The following is an 18,455-nucleotide window of genomic DNA, read 5'->3' as shown; positions in this document are numbered from 1 at the left end:
CGAAACAGGAGGCACCCCACCGTGGCCGCAGACGACACCGCAGCCGACGAGATCCGAGGCACGGCACAGGGCACCGCCCCCGTCCCCCTGTCCGTCCTCGACCTGGTCACCGTCGGCGCCGGCCACACCGCCACCGAGGCGCTGCGCACCGGTGCCGACCTCGCCCGTCTCGCCGAGGCGCGCGGCTTCCACCGGTTCTGGGTAGCCGAGCACCACTCCATGCCGGGGGTGGCGTCCTCGTCCCCGGCGGTGATCCTGGCCCACCTCGCCGCGCACACCGACCGCATCCGGCTCGGCTCGGGCGGGGTCATGCTGCCCAACCACGCCCCGCTCGTCATCGCCGAGCAGTTCGGCACGCTCGAGGCCATGGCCCCCGGCCGGATCGACCTCGGCCTCGGCCGCGCCCCCGGCACCGACGGCGCCACCGCCGCCGCCCTGCGCCGCACGGATCGGCTGAACGAGGGCGCCGACGACTTCCCCGAGCAGCTCGCCGAGCTGACCCGCTTCCTGGACGACGACTTCCCCGACGGCCACCGCTACCGCCGCATCCACGCCGTTCCCGGCCCGGTCCAGGCGACCTCGCCCGGCGGGGTGCAGTCGACGCACCGGCCGCCGATCTGGCTGCTCGGCTCCTCCGGCTTCAGCGCCCGGCTGGCCGGCCTGCTCGGCCTGCCGTTCGCCTTCGCCCACCACTTCTCCGCGCAGAACACCGTCCCCGCGCTGGACCTCTACCGCGAGTCGTTCACCCCGAGCGACGTCCTCGACGAGCCCTACGCCCTGATCGGGGTCTCCGCGCTCGCGACCGACGACGAGAAGGAGGCCCGGCGCCAGGTCCTGGCCGCCGCGCTCAACATGGTCCGGCTGCGCACCGGGCGCCCCGGCCTGGTGCCCACTCCCGAGGAGGCGGAGGCGTACCCGTTCTCGCCGATGGAGCAGGACTTCGTCGAGTCCTGGAACGCCAACGTCGTGCACGGCACCCCGGACGAGGTCCGCGCCGGCCTGGACGAGCTGCACAAGCGCACCGGCGCCGACGAACTGATGATCACGGCCAACGCGCACAGCGGTGACATACGCCTGCGCTCCTACGAACTCATCGCCGACGCCTACGGGTTGCCGACGGCGTCCGCCTGAACCCCGGGTGTGTTCAGCAGTTCGGAGATGCGGTCCGGTGACACCGGACGGGAGTACAGCCAGCCCTGGCCGGTGTCGCACCCGATCCGGCGCAGCCGGGTGGCCTGCGCCGGGGTCTCCACGCACTCCGCGGTGACCGTCAGCCCCAGCCGGTGGGCGAGCTGGACCATCGCCTCGACGATGGCCTCGTCCGCCGGGCTGGGCGTCTCGTCCCGGTCCTCGTAGGGGAAGCCCCGGACGAAGGCGCCGTCCAGTTTCAGCACCGACACCGGCAGCCGGCTGAGGTAGGCCAGGTTCGAGTAGCCGGTGCCGAAGTCGTCGATGGCGATGCGTACGCCCATGTCGCTGAGCGCCTTCAGTGCCTGGAGGGGCCGGCCCGAGGAGCCCATCACCGCCGACTCGGTCAGCTCCAGCTGGAGCAGCTGCGGGGCGAGGCCCGTCTCCTTCAGGGTCTCGGCGACGTCCGCGACCAGGTCGGAGTCCCAGACCTGCCGGACCGCCACATTGACGCTGACGAAGATCGGCGGCTCGGTGGGATGCTCGACCTGCCAGCGGCGGGCCTGCCGACAGGCGGTGTGCAGCACCCAGCGCCCGAGCTGGACGATCGAGCCGTCCTCCTCGGCGATGGAGATGAACCGATTCGGTGTCAGGGTGCCGAACTGCGGGTGGTTCCAGCGGACCAGGGCCTCCACCCCGTGCACCCGGTCGTCCTCCATGCCGACCAGCGGCTGGTACTCCAGCGTGAACTCGCCCCGGTCGACGGCGGGACGCAGCGTGGAGGCGAGGGCCTGGCGGGTCATGCGGTGCGCGTTGCGTTCCGGGTCGAACAGCGTCCAGCGGGACTTGCCGTCGGCCTTCGCCCAGTAGAGCGTCGTGTCGGCGGCCTGCATCAGCGCGGTGGGCGTGGTCCCGGCCGCGTGCCGTTCGACCACCCCGATGGACGCCGAGACCGACAGCCGCCGGCCGTCCACGTCGAAGGGGTCCCGGATCGCCCCGAGCACCGACTCGGCGAGGTCGGCGAGCTGTTCGGTGCCCGTGGAGTCCTCGACCAGCAGCGCGAACTCGTCCCCGCCGAGCCGGGCCACCAGCGGGGCGCAGGTCCTGGACCGGCCCGCCTCCTCGGCGCACAGCGTCAGCCGTTCGGCGACGGCGGCCAGCAGCCGGTCGCCGACGCGGTGGCCCAGGGCGTCGTTGATGGCCTTGAACCCGTCGAGGTCCAGGGAGCAGAGCCCGATCCGGCCGGTGCCGCTCTGCTCGTAGGACTCCGCCTCCAGGGCGGCCGTCAGCCGTTCGAAGAACAGGGTGCGGTTGGGCAGCCGGGTCACCGGGTCGTGCATCTGCAAGTAGTGGAGCCGGGACTGGAGTTCGCGGCGGGCGCTGACGTCGGCGACGGACAGCAGGACGCCGGGCCCCTCGTGCGCGTCCCCCGCGTCCGCCGCCTCAGGGGGGAGTGGCGCGACCGACACCTGCACCCACAGCGAGTGCCCCTCGGGGTGCTTGAGCCGGCGGGTGCAACGCAGCTTCGCCTGCCGGCCGCACAGCACCTCGCGGTAGGAGTGCCAGGCGCGCGTGTCGGAGGAGAGGTCCACCAGGTCGGCGGCGACGGCCCCGACCAGGGTGTCCGGTGCGCGGCCCAGCAGGGTGGCGAGGGTGTTGTTGGCGCTGACCACCCTGCCCTCGCGGTCGACCACCGCCATGGCGAGCGGAGCGGCCGTGAAGACGGAGCGGTACGACGGAGGTGCCGAGGGCGCCAGGGGTGAGGGCGGCGAGGGCGCCGGAGGGGAAGTCGGCTCTTCGCGCTCGGCACGGGGTGGGGCAGAGATGTCACTCTCCGTGACGGCCGGCTGGTTGGGGTCTGCTGTGGGCGTCGGCCCTTCGGACGTTCCGCTCACCGCTCGCTCCCGCCGTGCACTCGATCGCTGTCCGTGCCGGAAAGCCTCAGGAATGTCTCAGGAAAGTGTGCCGATCATAGAGGCCGACCCGGAGCCCTTCCAGTCACTGTCCAGTGTCCAGCACGGTCCCGCATCTCTGCCAGATCGTTTCCGCTCGGAGGTGGACGGCTTCTTCAGGCCTCCGACCGGTTGTGACGTTCCGTAAGTGGTTCGAGGCGTCGAACGTGAACGGATTCCTCGGTCTCTCACCCGTCCGGTGCAGATAAACAGGGCGCAGTATGACAATCCGCCACATTCTGGGTGCGGTGTCCTGCGAACCGTCTCCCGGAGGTCTCTGTGCCGCGCCAGCTCCCCCTGAGGCGACTCGGTCATGAGGCTCTCAGGGGATTGGGCCGACAGGGTGGTGCACGCGGCCGCCCCTGGCTGCGCAGCGCGGCGGCCGTGCTCACCACCATGTCGGCGCTCGCGGCCACGTCCCTGGTGGCGGGCCCCTCCGACGCCAAGCCCTTCTCCGCGGACCCCTGCGCCCTGACCCGCACCGACACGCACCACTCGGAGGGCCTGGACACCTGGAACGCCGCCTACCCCCGGCCGACCGGCCGGCTGGACGCCGTCATGGTGTTCCTGTCCTTCCCGGACTCGCACCCCCTGACCACCCCCGACGACATCGCCGCCGACCACTTCCCCGCCACCGGCGACTTCTTCCACCGGGCCTCCTACGGCAGGTTCACCCTGCGCCCGCACATCCTGCGTGGCTGGATCCCGATGCCGCGCCCGTCCACCGCGTACGCCATACGGCGTGACTGGCCCCTGCGGGACCGGTCCGCCTACCTGCGCGACGCGCTCGCCGCCGCCGACCCGAAGGTCGACTTCTCGCGCTACGACGTCGTGTACTTCGTCGCCGACCCGGACGCGCCCGGGGTGGACTCCGACGCCACGAAGGTCGTCAACCTGGAGACCCCGCTGCGGGCGGACGGCACCGACATCCGCCGGGTCGTCACCGTGTTCGAGGACCATCCCCCGGACCGGCTGGTCCTCGCCCATGAGACCGGCCATGTCTTCGACCTCCCCGACCTCTACAACCGGCCCGTGGACGGCAAGGGCGACTGGGACACCCACGTCGGCGACTGGGACCTGATGGGCAGCCAGTTCGCCCTCGCCCCCGACCTGTTCGGCTGGCACAAGTGGAAGCTGGGCTGGCTGGCGCCCCGGCAGGTGCGGTGCGTGCAGGACGCGGGGCCCGTGCGGCTGACGCTGGAACCGCTCGGGGCGGGGCCCGGTGTGCCGGTGACCGGCGCCGCCGGGGCGCCGTCCTTCGGGCTGGGCCGGGGCGTCAAGCTCGCCGTGGTGCGCACCGGCCCGGACAGTGTGCTCGCCTTCGAGGCGCGCGGTCCCGTCGGCGACGACGCGGGCGCCTGCCGGTCGGGGGTGCTGGTCTACAAGGTGCGCGGCACCACCCGGTCCGGTGAGGGGCCGATCGAGGTCGTCGACGCCCATCCGCACACGGAGGCCTGCTGGGGGGAATCGGTCTACCCGCCCCTCGCGGACGCCCCGGTCGCCCTCGGCGAGAGCTTCACGGTGCCGGGGGAGAGCGTGCGGGTGGAGGTGCTGGAGCGTACGGCTTCGGGGGCGTGGACGGTGCAGATCGGCATCGGGGCCGGAGAGGGGACGGAAGACGCGTAAAAGGCCCCTTGCTTTCGCAAGGGGCCTTCCACGTGTCTGTGCGCCGCCAGGGACTCGAACCCCGGACCCGCTGATTAAGAGTCAGCTGCTCTAACCAACTGAGCTAGCGGCGCCTGCTGACGTCGTAGACATTAGCACCCTGGTCGGCGTGAGGAAAAATCGATATCCGCACGGCCGCGCGCGCCGCCCGTACGGCTGCCCAGAGCAGCACCTCCGGGCCCGGTAACCAGGGGTGACGCGTGTCCGGGGCGACCAGCCAGCGCGAGCCGGAGCGGTCCGCCCGGTCCCCGGGATCCGGGGCCGGAACGGTCACCGCGTCGCCGGTGCCGTGGCACAGCAGGGGCGGGACGGCGCCCGTACGGCCCGCCTCCCCGGCCTTCCTGCCGCGGGCGTCCCACTCCTCCCACTCCAGCAGCGCCGGCAGCCGCTGGGCGGTGCCGGGTGCCGAGAACAGCAGCATCCGGCCGCGGAACTCGGCCACCGGACCGGAGCCCGGCCCCTCGTCCCACATCCGGTCCAGCATCCGGCGCCCGAAGGTCGAGGGGGCGCTCACCACGTCGAAGGCGGAGCCGCAGGGCAGCACGACGGGCGCGTGCGGCCGCTCCTCCCAGAGCGAGAGGGTGCTGCGCGGATACGTTCCTGCGGAGGCGAGCCAGGCGGCGCCGTCCGGGGTGACACCACTGACGTCGGATGCTCTGCGTGCACTGCGTGTGCTGCTCATGGAGCCTGTCTACCCGCGGTGAGGGAACGGTTTCCCAGGGTTGCGGGAATCAAGGACACCGGGGCGGGGAGGGGGTATCTTGCCCACCTGGCATATGCCACGCCTGTTCGAGGGTGGCGACCGGTCGCGCGGGGGCGCGGGGGCGCGCGACCGTGCGCACGCCGCTCACACCGGGTCGGCGTTCCCCCGGCCCTCGCTCCCGTGCAGCAGCTCCCGACCGAACTCGATCATCTTCTTCGCGTAGTCCTCGGTCCACTCGGCCCGCTCGGCGATGGCGGCCGGCGTCAGCCGGTCGAAGCGCCGCGGGTCGGCCAGCTGCGCCGCCGCCACCGCCTGGAACTCCACCGCCCGGTCCGTCGCCGCGCGGAACGCGAGCGTCAGCTCCGTCGCCCGCTCCAGCAGCGCGCGCGGATCGTCGATCGACTCCAGGTCGAAGAAATGCTCCGGATCGGCGGCCGCCTCCGCGGGCTCGAACAGCAGGGGCGCGGGGCGTAGCCGCGGTCGGTCCCGGTGCGGCGTGGGCTCCGCCATGTCATCTCCCTCTTGCTCGTCCTTCTCGTCGTACACGTCGTACACGTCGTACACGTCGGGCACCTCGTGCTCGTCATGCCGGTCGTACGCGTACGTCACGTCGGCCCGCCGGTGAGTGGGCCACCGTCCATTGTCCCGCGTCCTGGCAAGAGGGCCTCGGGGCAGGCGCGACCATACCCGCGGCGGTCAGGGTTGCCACTCGACCCGGTGTTCCGCGAGGTGGGCCGGGACCGCGTGGTTCGCCTCCCAGCCGTCCGGGCTGTAGCCGTCGGCCGCCTGCGGCGGCGTGCCGGACTCCGTCCGGCGGAGGGGCGGTGCGGTGCTGACCGCCTGCCCGAGGGGCGGACCACCGTCCAATGAACCGTTCCGGGTTCGGTAGAGGCCATGGGGTGTCTACCGAACCCGGAGCGGTTCAAGCACCTTCCGGACTGCTTCGGTCAGTGAAGCCGCCCGCACGTCGTCGGAGCCGCTGATGATGTGGTTCATCACGTAGCCGAAAGCGATGCCGTGCTCGGGGTCGGCGAGGGCAAGCGAGCCGCCACGGCCGGTGTGGCCGAAAGCGTTCGGCCCGGTCATGAGGTTGCCGTTCGTAGGCAGCATGTAGCCGGTGCTGAATCGGCTCGGAATCACCATCACCCGGTCTTTCCCGCCGGCCTGTTCCTCGGTCGCCGACGCCAGTGTCTCCGGGGTGAGCAGGCGCACGCCGTCAACCTCGCCGATCAGCGCGGCGTACATGCGGGCCAGGGCCCGTGCGGTGCCTATGCCGTTTGAGGACGGGATTTCGGCGGCCTGCACTGCCGGGGAGTCGAAGTCGATCGCGGCGGGGTCGGTGACCGCAAACGCACGGTTGCTGAAGGAGTTCGGGTCGCGCCAGGCGGCGACCTGTTCGCGGAGTTCCTCGGGAATGGACTCGACAGGGACGGTGGTGAGGTCGACGGCCGGACGCCGGTACACCATGCGGCTGACCCGGCTCCGTTCACTAGCCGGCAAGCCGATGAAGAAGTCCAACCCCAGAGGTTCCGCGATCTCTTGGGCGACGAAGCGGCCCGGCGAGCGGCCGGAAACTCGGCGGATCACCTCACCGACCAGCCACCCCCAGGTTCGGCCGTGGTACCCGTGTGCGGTGCCCGGAGTCCACAGGGGGCGCTGGTTCGCCAGCGCTGCTGCCATGGGATCCCAGGCCAACGCTTCTGTCAGAGGCAGCGGTTGATCAAGCGCGACGAGGCCGGCCTGGTGGGACAGGAGCCAGCGCACGGGGATGTCCGCCTTGCCGTTCGCCGCGAACTCCGGCCAGTACTTCACCACCGGTGCGTCGAGGTCCAGCAAGCCGCGCTCGACGAGCAGGTGCGCCGCGGTCGCCGTGACTCCCTTGGTCGCCGAGTAGACCAGTTGCAGGGTGTTCCGCGTCCACGGTCGGCCGATCTCGGGGTCGGCGACACCACCCCACAGGTCCACCACCGGCCGACCGTGCTGGTAGACACACACGGCCGCGCCGATGTCCCCGTGCTGGGTGAAGTTCTTCATGAACGCTTCACGGACCGGCTCGAATCCGGGTGCCACCTCACCGTCGATCGTCGTCATGCGCTCATCCTGGCAGCTTGGCTGCCTCCCTTGGTGGTGTGAGCCGATGCCACTCTCATGGACCCACCCGCCGTCGCCTGCGGAACCCGGAACTGGCCCGACGGCCCGACCTCCTCCGCCTGGGACCGGCCGGAGTGCGCGTGGAAGCGCTGCGCAGAACAGCTTGCGTCCATGCCCTCCGCGGCCGGGCTGCCGAACAGAATCACCGGGTCTCTCCCTGGGAGTCAGCTGCCGGGGTCAGAGTCGCTCGGCGTCGGTGCGTACGACGAGGGTGACGCGTTCGCCCCTTGTGATCGGCCGTACGCCGTGGATGTGGTCGCGGGTGGCGGGGAAAGCGACCAGGGTGCCGCAGGGGGGCTTGATCTCCTGAGCGGGGTTCTCGAAGAACAGCTCGCCCCCACCGTAGGAGTCCGGCGTGTTGAGCCAGACCACCAGGGTGAGGTCGCCGCCGACGACGGGCTGTCCGTTGGTACGGGCCCGCTCGCGTTCGATGTCGGTGACCTCGTCGTGGTGGGCGACGAAGCCGACGCCGGCGCCGTAGCGGTAGACGACCGACGGCTGGGTGGGTATGCGCTTGGGGACGATCTCGAAGTGGCCGCGCAGGTGGGTGGCGCAGCGGGAGATGACCGCCTCCTCCAGGTGCGCCGGTACCTCGACGTACTCGCTCTTGCGGAGCGATTCGTCGATTACGCCTTGGTAGGTGCGCGGGCGAGCGGTCTGGTTCTTCACGTGATCCATCAGCGCTCCGCAGAGGCTGAGGGGGATGGCGCTCTCTACGACGAGCGGTAAGCGGCTCTTCCAGGTCATGAGGTGGTCTCCTTCCACCAACGGGTGCCTTCGGGCGAGTCCTCAAGGGTCACGCCCTGCTGGGTGAGCTGGTCGCGGATCGCGTCGGCCTCGGCGAACTTCCTCGCCGCACGGAGCCGGTCGCGCTCCTTCACGAGTTCGTCGACTGCGGCGTCGCCCTGGGCGGAGCCGGGGATGTCGAAGGTTCCGAAGAGGTTGTTCACGTCTTCGACCAGCCGCAGGGCAGCCGGGCCGGCCGACTCCTCTGCACGGTTCTGCTCGCGGATGTACTGGAACAGGACGGCGAGCGCACCGGGGGCGTCGAAGTCGTCGTCCAGGTGCTCGCGCATCTCCTTCCAGGCATCCGTCGCGCGTGCGGTGTTCGCCGGGCTGTCGGCGTGCGCGGGGTCGATGGTCCGGGCGAAGTTCTCGATCCGGCGGCGTGCCCCTCGGGCCTGCTCCAGCGTGGAGTCGTTCAGCTCCATGGAGGAGCGGTAGTGCTGAGAGAGGAAGGCGTGCCGCAGGGTGCGGAAGTCCGTCCGGGCGAGGGCGTCGCGGATGGTGAGGAAGTTCCCGGTGCTCTTCGACATCTTCTCGCCGTCGACCCGCAGCAGACCGGTGTGCATCCAGTAGCGGGCCAGCGGCTCGATGCCGGAAGCGGCTTCCATCTGGGCGACCTCGGCTTCGTGGTGCGGGAAGATGAGGTCGACGGCCCCGCCGTGCAGGTCGTACGAGGGCCCGAAGAACGTCTCCGTGATCGCGGTGTCCTCGATGTGCCAGCCCGGCCGGCCCGGACCCAGCTCGGTCTCCCAGAACGGCTCGCCGTCCTTGCGGCCCTTCCACAGGGCGAAGTCGCCGGTGTTGCGCTTCTTCGAGTTGTCGTCGATCCGCGACACCGAGTCCTCGGGACGCAGGTCGGTGCGGCCGGAGAGCTTGCCGTACGCGGGGAACGAGGCCAGGTCGAAGTACCAGCCGTCGTCGAGCTGGTAGGCGTGACCGCGCTCGATGAGCCGCTTGATCTGGTCCACGATCGCGTTGATGTGGTCGTGGGCTCGCGCGTGGACGTCGACGCGGGTGTTTCCCAGCGCGGCCATGTCCTCCAGGTACTGCTTTTCGAAGAGGGCCGCGATCTCCTCCGGCGGGACGCCCTCGTCCGCCGACCGCCGGATGATCTTGTCGTCGACGTCGGTGATGTTCTGGAGGTACGTGACCTTGTACCCGCTCGCTTCCAGGTACCGGGCGATGAAGTCGAACTGCGTGTACGTCTTCGCGTGCCCGACGTGGCTGGGGCCGTAGACGGTGGGTCCGCACACGAACATCCGCACCTCGGCCTCCCGCTCGGGGCGGAATTCCTCGGTCTGGCCGGTCAGCGTGTTGTGGACCTTGATCGACATCATGCCTCCTGTGTAAGCGGATCACGCAGCGTACTGACGCCCGGACATAAGCGCCTAACTGGAACCACCGCGCTCGCCGAAGGGAACGAATCGCGGGGACGGCTGGTCGGCGAAGACCGACGCCTCTCCCCCGAGGAGGTGGTGGTTGGCCCGCTGGTACGCCTTCCGCACGGCCTCGATCGCCCCAGGGCTGAGGTCCATCCCGACCGCGCGGCAGAACTCGCTCAGGGCCTCGCACCGCCGCTCCAGGTCGACCATCGACAGCGGGTCGCACTGCTGGGCCTCGATCAGCAGGTTCTCCTGCTCGCCACTGATCAGGCCGAGCGCGCCGAGAGAGTACAGCTTCCACTTCATGTTCGGCAGCAACCGGCCCGAGCGGGCGTACATCCAGTCCACGACCTCGTCCAGCGCCCCCGACAGAACGAAGTGGCCCGTGGGCACTCCGACCCGCCGCGCCATCCGCAGTGGGATCTCACGCACGTCCCAGGTGATCCGGTTGTGCAACCGGTGGGTCTCGCCCTCCAGCCGCTCAAGCTGCTCCCGCGACTTGTGGGAGATCAGTGCCCCGAAGGCGTCCTCGCGGTCGAACAGCGGCTCGCCCTTGTTCCCGTAGGCATCGCACTTGTCGCTGTTCCACGTTGTGCGCGGGTCGGCCTCGTACTGGAAGAGGAGCTGGTGGACGTTGACCTCCATACGTCCCCAGGGCACCGGCAGGTGGAAGCTGAACTCCGGGATCCAGGCGGGGAGACGGTCACGGACCAGGGCGTACGTGTCCGCCGGCCGTGACCTCCACTCGTCCTCCTTGAGCGGAACGTCGAGGACGACGGCCAGGTCGAAATCCGAATCGGTACTGAACCGTGTGACGTTGTGGGGTACGACCGCCGAGGAGGACAGGACGTAGAGCGCCTGGACCTCGGGCATCGTCTTGAGCGTGTCGAGCAGGCCCACGGCCGAAGCACGAGCCTGCATTTTCAGGTTTTCCACGAGAACTCCTGGTCAGATGATCGGGCGATCCATCACGGATCTGAGCGCGGGAACGAGCTCCGGCGCGACGCCGCCGTGGGTGCGCTGGATGTGTGCGAGGGAAGGGCTGCTGTTGCCTTCGATGACCACGGGCCCGCCGGGCGTGAGGGCGATGTCCCAGCCGATGAAGGGAACCTGCGGGAACAGGCGGGCACACCGCTCGGCCAACTCCCGGACCTCTCCCATACGGGAGATCCGGTGGCCGGCGAACGGCACCGAGCTGGCCTGATGACTCGTGTGGGCGTTGAGGTACCGGTCGTAGCCGTGGCGGTCGAGTTCGCCGTCCGGGTGCACGCGGATCTGCATGCCGCCCGCCGCCGAGTTGTCCGTGCTGCTCTCGGCGCCGCCGAGCTTCAACATCACGTACAGGACCTCGGAGGTTCCTTCCCACAGCAGGGTGATCACGCGGAAGGTGTTGAGGGCGTACGGGTTCAGCACATCCAGGTCGGGGTGCTGCGGCACGTACTCCTCCACCAGCCACGTACCCCACCGCTGTGCGTAGGCCGGGAGGTCGAACCCGTCCTCGCCGGGTCGCACGATCACGACGCCGGACCCGCCGCTGGAGTAGCGGGACGGCTTCACCACCACGCGCCCGAAGCCGAAAACGCGACCGAGGAACCCAGTCAGCGGCACCGCCTCACCAGCGGACGTCACACCTGCGCGGCGGTCACCACTCGCGATCAGAGAGGGCTGCGGGATGCCTGCCGAGGCGAGGATCCTCTTGCAGGACGTCTTGTCGTCCAGGTCGATCGTGTCCCGGTTCACACGAGGAAGGAGCCGGTGGAACAGCGCGGTCTCCGGCAGGTACGAGCAGGCCCCTACGGCGGACACCTCGCGCCGGTATCCGCCGTAGCGGAAGTAGTGGAACGGCAGGCAGTGCCACCGCGCGGAGACCTTCACCAAGTCCCCGGCGACGCGGGCCAGGCTTTTCCTGTCCTCGTCGCGCAGCATCGCGGGCAGGTGCTCGTTCCGCAGCTGCCGCACCTGGTGGGGGAGGAAGCGCACGCCGGATACGCGAGGAAGAACCCGGGTGCGGAACCACTCCTCGGTCACAGCCTGGCGGTGGTTGAAGCCGCGGTTGTCGGTACGTCTCATGGTGCTCCTCCCGTTTCTCAGTGGTCCGGGGTTTCGGCGATGGCCAATGTGATGACGAGCGCGGCGACGGCGATCACGTAGGCCATGACAGCGAGTCGCTGCCTCATCGGGCGGGCCCGATGTTGTCGGCCGCTGTCGACCAGGCGATGCCGTTCGCGGGCTGGATGTAGGCGATGCGAATGAGCCGGCCGCCGTGCCTCTCGTGGACGACGGCCGTCAGCTCCCCTTCACCCCGGCTCGCGATGTCGCGGACCAGGCGGTGAAGGAGGGGGTGGTCCTCCCGGCCTTCGGCGTCGACCGGATTCACCGCTCGGACTCCTCGCGGTCGCTTGCTCCACGCCGGAGGAATCGCTCCCAGCCGGATTGGGTGCGGGCGCGGAGGGGCGGACTCGGACCGGCCGGCGGCTCGGGAATTGTGCGCAGTCGTCTGCTGGCACCAGGCGTGCGGACGGGCAGAGGCTGGCTCATCACGACCTCCTGAGGAGCGGTGCAGTCCGTCACCTACGTGAGGGACGTCGATGACGGGCTGCAGTCTGGGAGCCGTCCGGAGCAGGGGCGGGGAAGCCGGTCGACCCGGGTGCTCAGCTCCGAACGGCGTGAAGCTCAGTGAACGGCCGCAGGCCATGGGCCCGGAACGTTTCCAGGGGGTTCCTCCAGCGGGAGAAACCCCCGTTTCCCACACACACGGGGAGTAGCCTCCTGACTACCGACCTGAGGGGAGGGTGGGATGTCTGACCCGATGGCTCTGCACCCGCTGACCTACGTGCGAGAAGGCAAGGGCTGGGGTAAGGCCGAGTTAGCCCGGCGCATGCGTGAACGCGGGGCCGAGCTGGGCGTACCGCTGGCCACCAACCGGACGACGATCTGGAAGTGGGAACAGGGGCAGGCGCCCGACGCGGACGCGCAACAGGTGCTCGCCGACCTGCTGGGCGTCCCCGAGGACCACGTACGCTCGGCGCACTGGCCCCGATGGTTGCCGGCGTGGGAGTCGACGGCCCTGGCGGCTCCGTGGACTCCGGCCGGCACCGTGAAGGTATTCGCTGATCTGGTCAGGAGCGGTCACATGGATCGTCGGGGTTTCCTGTCCATCACCGGCGTCGCGCTGACGGGAGTGGCTGCCGACTGGGCAGCCGCGCCAGCGGCGTTCGCCTCGGCACTCGACGGCGACCGCGTCACCGACGCGATGGTGACCACCATCGAGGCGCGCGTGGACACCCTCCGCACACTCGACGACCAGATGGGCGGCGCCCGCCTCCTGGACCAGGCCACCAGCGACCTCGCACTGATCACCGGTCTCCTCAACCACGGGCGCTACTCCGACGCCGTCGAACACCGCCTGTACGCCACGGCAGCCCGCGTGTCGTACCTTGCCGGATGGATGGCCTACGACAAGGGCCTCCGCTCCCTGGGGCAGCGCTACTACGTCGGCGCCCTCCGCAGCGCCCACAGCGCGAAGGACGACGGTTTCGGCGCCTTCATCCTCGCCGAGATGGGCGTCCACATCTCCGATTCCGGTGACACGGCCGCACGCGTGAAGCTCATCGACACCGCCGTCGGCAACGCTCCGTCGGCCCTCCCGCCGGCGGCGACCTCGTACCTCTACCTCCACCAGGCCGAGGCCCTGTCCCGAGACACCCAGCACGAGGCGGCCGGCAAGTCGCTCAACCGGGCTTACGACCTGTGGGGTGCCCACCGCGAAGGCGACCGACCCGACTGGCTCGGCTGGTACGGCGAGGCCCAGCTCAAGTCCACCGAGGGCAAGATCATGCTGCGCTCCGGCTTCCCCGAGCGGGCGACCAGCGCCCTCGCGGTTGCGGTGGGCCGAGCGGTCCCGCGCGACCAGGCCGTCCGCTCAGGCCGCCTCGCCACGGCACGACTGGCAGCCCGGGACCTCGACGGAGCCCTGGATGCCGCCAACGTCGGACTGGAACTGCTGGAGAACCGAGTCCGATCCGACCGGGCCCATGTCCGTCTGACCAAGTTCAGTCGCTACCTCGAACCGCATGCCGCAGCGCCGGCCGTGCGGGAGTTTCGAGAGCGTCTCCGGGTCCTCCCCGCTGGCTGACGCAGGGCGAGCTGCGTTAGGTACGAAACGTCCCACCGGACCCGATTCCTGGCACCCGCATCCCGTAATTCTGTTATTGGCTGAATACGCTCTGTGGATAGACGTCAGGCTCCAGGACGGTCCGGCTGTACTGTCCTAGCGTGACAATGACTGCGCTCTTCACCGACGACCTCACCCTTCCCGATTCTTTGCAGGAGGCGGTGGATTATGGCGAGGTGTTCACGCGCGCTTGGGTTGTCGAGCTCATCCTGGACCTCCTTGGCTACACCGCTGACAAGGACCTCTGTGACCTGAAGCTCGTGGAGCCAGCCTGTGGCGGAGGTGCATTCCTCACGGTTGTCGCATCCCGAATCAGCGCGTCATGCCAGGCTCATCAGCGCCCCATCGCGGATGCGATCGATGCTGTCCGCGCCTTCGACCTGCTGGGTCGCAACGTAGAGCAGAGCCGGGCGGTGGTCACGAAGAGGTTGCGGGAAGAGGGCTGGGAGCCGAAAGATGTGTCGAGGGTCGCGGCAGCGTGGGTGCAGCAGGGCGATTACCTACTGCAGACGGACGCTGAGCATCGCGCCGACTACGTCGTTGGTAACCCTCCGTACATCCGGCTTGAAGACGTTCCCGACGACCGGATGGCGGCCTACCGTAGGGCCTGCTCCACCATGGGCGGTCGAGCCGACGTCTACATCGGCTTCTACGAAATCGCGCTGCGGAGTCTCAACCACGGCGGCCAGTTGGGCTTCATCTGCGCCGACCGTTGGATGCGGAACCAGTACGGCCGACGGCTGAGGGCGCTGGTGACCAAGGACTTCAGCATGGACCTGGCACTCGTGATGCACGACGTCGACGCCTTTGAGGATCAGGTTTCAGCCTATCCCGCGATCACCGTTATCTCGAACAAACCCCAGGGCCCAGCGGTTGCCGCGGACACCAATCGGTCCTTCGGAGCGGAACAGGCGCGGGACTTCGCCTGCTGGTACTTGGCGGGTGAGTCGCTGGCTGCCACCACGGCTTCCTTCCAAGCCGCCCGTATGCCTCATTGGTTCCCCGAGGAGGATTCGTGGCCGGCTGCTTCGCCGGCCAGGCTAGCGGTCCTTGAGGACCTCACCGAGCGCTTCAGGCTCTTGGAGGACGCCGAAACGGGAACGAAGGTCGGGATCGGCATCGCCACCGGCGCCGACAAGGTCTTCCTCACCAAGGACAAGAACCTGGTCGAGGAAGACCGGTTGCTCCCCATGGCCATGGTCCGTGACACCACCAGTGGCGCGATCGACTGGGACGGCACTCACCTGGTCAACCCTTGGACGGCCAGCGGTGATCTGGTCGACCTCGATGCGTTTCCACGTCTCGCCTCCTACTTCGAGGCGCACGGCGAGGTCCTGCGTAAGCGCTACGTCGCGGTCAAGCAGCCCCGGCGCTGGTACAAGACCATCGACAAGGTCGATCATCAGCTCACCCGTCGCCAAAAGCTGCTGTTTCCGGACATGAAGCTGAGCATCCACCCGGTCCTCGATGAAGGTGGCCTGTACCCTCACCACAACCTGTACTTCATCGTCTCGGACGTCTGGGACATGCGCGTACTCGGTGGCCTGCTGCTGTCCAAGGTCGCGGAGGCATTCGTGGAAGCGTACGCGGTCAAGATGCGAGGGGGAACCCTCCGCTTCCAGGCCCAGTACCTCCGCAAGATCCGTGTACCTGACCCGGCGACGATCAGCGAGAGCGACCAGGCAGCTCTGGCGGAAGCCTTCGACAACAGAGATGTGAAGGCTGCGACAGACGCAGCCCTGCGTGTCTACGGGCTTGTCGAGCTTCCCGATTAGGAGCAGTACGTCTTGGCAGTCTCTCGGCAGGAATTCGAACGCGCGGTTGCCGAATACTGGGGAGTCAAGTACACCCAGAACGAGAAATCGACACTGAAGGGCGCGGTGGGTGCTGGGACCGCTGGCAATGTCAGGGGTGGGCAACACTTCGACCCGATTGCCAAGCTTCTCCGCCAGATCTTCCTCGATGCGAAGTTCCCGGCCAGTTCCATCCGCGTCACGATGAGCGATCGATTGGAACTACCGGGCTACTACAGGGCCCAGAAGCGATGGGACGTGGTCGTCACCTATGAGGACACCCTCGTGGCAGCTTTCGAACTCAAGGCGCTTGGCGGACCGTCCTTCGGTAACAACTACAACAATCGTGTCGAGGAAGCCCTCGGCAGTGCTGTGGATGTCCGACGGGCCAGGCTGGCGGAGCTCTATCCGGGTGAGAAGCCGTGGCTCGGCTACTTCTTCATCATGGAAGACGCGCCTGGCTCTCGGTCCTCCGTCAAGCTCGAACAGGGGGCGTTCCCTGTCCAGGACATCTGGCTTGACGAGTGCTGTCTGGCGAGCGACGGCAAGCCGTGCGGCCTACCGAAGAAGAAGTCGCTGCATGGCAAGTCTTATCAGGAACGCTTCGGCATCTTCTGCGAGAGGCTTGTCGAGGAGCAGCTGTACGACGCAGCCTGTTTCATCACCTCTTCCGCGGAGGAGCCGATGCCGAAGGAACTGTTCCCCAAGCTCGACTGGCAGCACTTTGCCGCCGCCATAGCCGGCCGCATCACCTACCTCCAAGGACTGGGTATGCCCAAGACTTAGAGGTTGTCTCACGTGGCGTTAGGTGGATGCGGCATGATGCTTTGCCATGGTTGTTGGTTTGTCGCAGCGGTTGGTTCCTGACGAACTCTGGTCGCTGGTCGCACCGTTGTTGCCTTCGTTCACCTCCCGTCCGCAGGGTGGAGGCACGGCCCCGGTCGATGAGCGAGCGGTGTTCACGGCTGTGGTGTACGTGCTGACCAGCGGCTGTGCCTGGCGCCATCTGCCGGAGACGTTCGGTGTCTCGCCGGCCACCGCGCACCGCCGGTTCTCCGCTTGGACCGCGGGGCGTCGTCCCGCGCATCGCCCGGCCCGGCGTCGAGTCCGGCGAGCGTCTCGGCCGGCACCGCTGGAAGATCGAACGGTCGATCTCCTGGCTCTTCGGCTACCGCCGCCTGACCGTCCGATACGAGCGAAAGGGCAGCCACTTCCTGGCCTTCCTCGGACTCGCGGCGGCCCTGACCTGCTACAAGAAGCTCGGAAAACTCACCACGTGAGACATTCTCTTAGCTTGACCCTGACGGGGATCTGAGGGCCCCTCACTGATCAAGAGCCTTCCTCATGTCTGTTTCCGCTGTCATGTGGTGTGAGGCACGCGATGGCTGGACAGATGCTCCCACGTAGTGAGCATTGCCCCCCAGCCGTCCGGGAACTTCACGAGGGTGCCCAGTTGGACCGGTTCCGTCGACGGGTAGGCGTCCAGTAGTTCGCTCACGCCTGCCCGGCACACCACGATGCAGGCGTGCCGGTGGCGGGAGGCCAGGACGCACAGTCTGCCGGTCTCCAGGTGGAAGGCGGTGGCGTCGGGGCGGCCGGACAGCGGATGCAGCACCACCGTGACGTCGAACTCACGCCCCTGGAGCCGGTTCGCCGTGTCGACGGTGACGTCCGCCGCGCCCAGCTCGGCCAGCGCCGCCCGGACCGCCGCCGCCTGGTCCCGGTGGGCGGTGCCGACGGCGATCCGGTCGGCGGTGAGCGGGACGGGAGCAGGGGTAGGGCGCTCGGAGGTCGTGGCGCCCTCCCGGTCCAGCAGCCGGCGGACCACCAGGGCCACCGCCCGGACCGCCTCCGGGTCGGTGCGCGGGGTGTGCCGGGCGGGCAGCTCCAGCAGGCCCCAGCCGGACTCGGCGGCCTCGTCGATCACCCGGTCCGGACCCGAGCCGTCCGACGGGACACCGAGCGTGAGCCGCCGGTCACCGGGGCCGGTGCCGCTGCGGAACGGCGTGTACGGGTAGAACGCGTCCGACACCAGGGGCGCCGCCGAGGCGGGCAGCCGCCACGACACCGGCAGCCGGTGCTGCGGCAGATCGGGGTTGTGGGCGAGCAGGGTCGTCACGGCGGAGGCGGACGGGTCGTAGGAAAGGCCCGCCCACTGCTCGCCGCCCACGATCGAGAACGGGTCCAACTGCCCCGGATCGCCCACGAACAGCGCCCGCTCGAACAGCCCCGCCACGGCGAGCAGCGCGTCCGAGCGCATCTGGTACGCCTCGTCGACGATCGCGTGCGCCCACGGTTCGACGCCCTTGACGTGCGCCCACTTGGCGGCCGTGGAGACGACCACGTCGAGCCCGGCGAGATCGGCCGCCTTCGCCGACTTGCGGACGTTCTCCAGCTCGTCCAGCGCCTTGTCGTACGGGTCGGTGTCGCTGCTGTGCAGCCGGCCGACCGGCAGCTCCGGGTTCTTCTCGGCGAGCCGCAGGACCAGGTCGTCGACCTGCGCGTTGGTCTGCGCCACGACCATCAACGGGCGCCCCGCCTCGGCGAGTTCCAGTGCCGCGCGGACCACCAGCGTGGACTTGCCGGCGCCGGGCGGGGAGTCGACGACCACACCGCGCGCGGTGCCGTGCAGCGTGTCGCGCAGGATCGCGTCGGTGGCACGGGTGGCGGCCGCGCCGGGGTCGAAGCCCGACCCGGGGGTGACGGCCTCAGGGATCACAG

Annotated in this window: 16 protein-coding genes, 1 tRNA gene and 1 pseudogene; 6 read left to right on the top strand and 12 right to left on the bottom strand. The window is 69.2% G+C overall.

All coding sequences use genetic code 11. The features are described from left to right. Positions 1 to 21 precede the first annotated feature (21 nt). Positions 22 to 1,131 carry an LLM class flavin-dependent oxidoreductase gene (locus tag ACVW19_RS12065; protein ID WP_457459145.1) on the top strand — a complete coding sequence of 370 codons (1,110 nt, stop codon included), beginning with the start codon at positions 22 to 24 and terminating at the stop codon, positions 1,129 to 1,131. Here ACVW19_RS12065 and ACVW19_RS12060 read toward each other — a convergent pair. Continuing rightward, complete coding sequence (locus tag ACVW19_RS12060) at positions 1,104 to 3,023, bottom strand: putative bifunctional diguanylate cyclase/phosphodiesterase (RefSeq protein ID WP_457459144.1); 1,920 nt, start codon at positions 3,021 to 3,023, stop codon at positions 1,104 to 1,106. The genes ACVW19_RS12065 and ACVW19_RS12060 overlap by 28 nt on opposite strands. A gap of 336 nt (positions 3,024 to 3,359) precedes the next feature. Between ACVW19_RS12060 and ACVW19_RS12055 the strand changes: the two genes are divergently transcribed. After that, positions 3,360 to 4,706 (top strand): M6 family metalloprotease domain-containing protein, encoded by a 1,347-nt coding sequence (locus ACVW19_RS12055; protein ID WP_457459142.1) that lies wholly within the window; start codon positions 3,360 to 3,362, stop codon positions 4,704 to 4,706. Between the two features lie 39 nt (positions 4,707 to 4,745). Here ACVW19_RS12055 and ACVW19_RS12050 read toward each other — a convergent pair. The 10 genes from ACVW19_RS12050 to ACVW19_RS12005 form a co-directional block, all read right to left on the bottom strand. Next, positions 4,746 to 4,819, bottom strand: a tRNA-Lys gene (locus ACVW19_RS12050). After that, entirely contained in the window at positions 4,810 to 5,427 is a 618-nt protein-coding gene (locus tag ACVW19_RS12045; protein ID WP_457459140.1) for a bifunctional DNA primase/polymerase, read from the bottom strand. Before ACVW19_RS12045 ends, ACVW19_RS12050 begins: the two co-directional genes overlap by 10 nt. Positions 5,428 to 5,592: 165 nt before the next feature. After that, complete coding sequence (locus ACVW19_RS12040; RefSeq protein WP_457464569.1) at positions 5,593 to 5,958, bottom strand: hypothetical protein; 366 nt, start codon at positions 5,956 to 5,958, stop codon at positions 5,593 to 5,595. A 186-nt stretch (positions 5,959 to 6,144) separates the two neighbouring features. After that, positions 6,145 to 6,315 (bottom strand): hypothetical protein, encoded by a 171-nt coding sequence (locus ACVW19_RS12035; protein WP_457464901.1) that lies wholly within the window; start codon positions 6,313 to 6,315, stop codon positions 6,145 to 6,147. Positions 6,316 to 6,351: 36 nt separating this feature from the next. Next, positions 6,352 to 7,539, bottom strand: a complete 1,188-nt coding sequence (locus tag ACVW19_RS12030) for a serine hydrolase domain-containing protein (protein ID WP_457459139.1) — start codon at positions 7,537 to 7,539, stop codon at positions 6,352 to 6,354. A gap of 237 nt (positions 7,540 to 7,776) precedes the next feature. Next, positions 7,777 to 8,346, bottom strand: a complete 570-nt coding sequence (locus ACVW19_RS12025) for a 2OG-Fe(II) oxygenase (RefSeq protein WP_457459137.1) — start codon at positions 8,344 to 8,346, stop codon at positions 7,777 to 7,779. Next, positions 8,343 to 9,722, bottom strand: a complete 1,380-nt coding sequence (cysS, locus tag ACVW19_RS12020) for a cysteine--tRNA ligase (protein ID WP_457459135.1) — start codon at positions 9,720 to 9,722, stop codon at positions 8,343 to 8,345. The genes ACVW19_RS12025 and cysS overlap by 4 nt, the downstream gene beginning before the upstream one ends. A 51-nt stretch (positions 9,723 to 9,773) precedes the next feature. Beyond that, a complete protein-coding gene (locus ACVW19_RS12015) occupies positions 9,774 to 10,703 on the bottom strand; it encodes a hypothetical protein (RefSeq protein WP_457459133.1) in 930 nt (309 codons plus the stop codon). A 12-nt stretch (positions 10,704 to 10,715) separates the two neighbouring features. Then, on the bottom strand, positions 10,716 to 11,837 hold the full coding sequence (locus tag ACVW19_RS12010) for a sugar-transfer associated ATP-grasp domain-containing protein (RefSeq protein WP_457459131.1): 1,122 nt from the start codon (positions 11,835 to 11,837) through the stop codon (positions 10,716 to 10,718). Positions 11,838 to 11,940: 103 nt separating this feature from the next. Beyond that, positions 11,941 to 12,144, bottom strand: a complete 204-nt coding sequence (locus tag ACVW19_RS12005) for a hypothetical protein (RefSeq protein WP_455353810.1) — start codon at positions 12,142 to 12,144, stop codon at positions 11,941 to 11,943. Between the two features lie 420 nt (positions 12,145 to 12,564). On the opposite strand from ACVW19_RS12005, the gene ACVW19_RS12000 reads away from it, so the two are divergent. The 4 genes and pseudogenes from ACVW19_RS12000 to ACVW19_RS11985 all read left to right on the top strand — a co-directional run bounded on the left by ACVW19_RS12000 (position 12,565) and on the right by ACVW19_RS11985 (position 17,014). Next, positions 12,565 to 13,902 (top strand): helix-turn-helix domain-containing protein, encoded by a 1,338-nt coding sequence (locus ACVW19_RS12000; protein WP_457459128.1) that lies wholly within the window; start codon positions 12,565 to 12,567, stop codon positions 13,900 to 13,902. 146 nt (positions 13,903 to 14,048) lie between these two features. Continuing rightward, positions 14,049 to 15,716, top strand: coding sequence for an Eco57I restriction-modification methylase domain-containing protein (locus ACVW19_RS11995; protein WP_457464568.1), 1,668 nt, complete (start codon positions 14,049 to 14,051; stop codon positions 15,714 to 15,716). 12 nt (positions 15,717 to 15,728) lie between these two features. Beyond that, positions 15,729 to 16,520, top strand: a complete 792-nt coding sequence (locus ACVW19_RS11990) for a PaeR7I family type II restriction endonuclease (RefSeq protein WP_457459127.1) — start codon at positions 15,729 to 15,731, stop codon at positions 16,518 to 16,520. 58 nt (positions 16,521 to 16,578) lie between these two features. Beyond that, a pseudogene (locus ACVW19_RS11985) lies at positions 16,579 to 17,014 on the top strand (transposase). Between the two features lie 80 nt (positions 17,015 to 17,094). Here the strand turns inward: ACVW19_RS11985 and ACVW19_RS11980 are convergent. After that, positions 17,095 to 18,453: an AAA domain-containing protein gene (locus tag ACVW19_RS11980; RefSeq protein WP_457464566.1), complete on the bottom strand. Its 1,359-nt coding sequence runs from the start codon at positions 18,451 to 18,453 to the stop codon at positions 17,095 to 17,097. Positions 18,454 to 18,455 lie beyond the last annotated feature (2 nt).

This window comes from Streptomyces sp. TE5632, from assembly GCF_054061295.1.
The sequence above is the reverse complement of the archived record's forward strand: the minus strand, read 5'-3'. Positions and strand labels throughout refer to the sequence as shown.

Coding starts and splice junctions, on each gene's coding strand:
- ACVW19_RS12040 (WP_457464569.1), bottom strand. CDS start 5,958: ATGGCGGAGCCCACGCCGCACCGGGACCGACCGCGGCTACGCCCCGCG.
- ACVW19_RS12010 (WP_457459131.1), bottom strand. CDS start 11,837: ATGAGACGTACCGACAACCGCGGCTTCAACCACCGCCAGGCTGTGACC.
- ACVW19_RS12025 (WP_457459137.1), bottom strand. CDS start 8,346: ATGACCTGGAAGAGCCGCTTACCGCTCGTCGTAGAGAGCGCCATCCCC.
- cysS (WP_457459135.1), bottom strand. CDS start 9,722: ATGATGTCGATCAAGGTCCACAACACGCTGACCGGCCAGACCGAGGAA.
- ACVW19_RS12045 (WP_457459140.1), bottom strand. CDS start 5,427: ATGAGCAGCACACGCAGTGCACGCAGAGCATCCGACGTCAGTGGTGTC.
- ACVW19_RS11995 (WP_457464568.1), top strand. CDS start 14,049: ATGACTGCGCTCTTCACCGACGACCTCACCCTTCCCGATTCTTTGCAG.
- ACVW19_RS12000 (WP_457459128.1), top strand. CDS start 12,565: ATGTCTGACCCGATGGCTCTGCACCCGCTGACCTACGTGCGAGAAGGC.
- ACVW19_RS12030 (WP_457459139.1), bottom strand. CDS start 7,539: ATGACGACGATCGACGGTGAGGTGGCACCCGGATTCGAGCCGGTCCGT.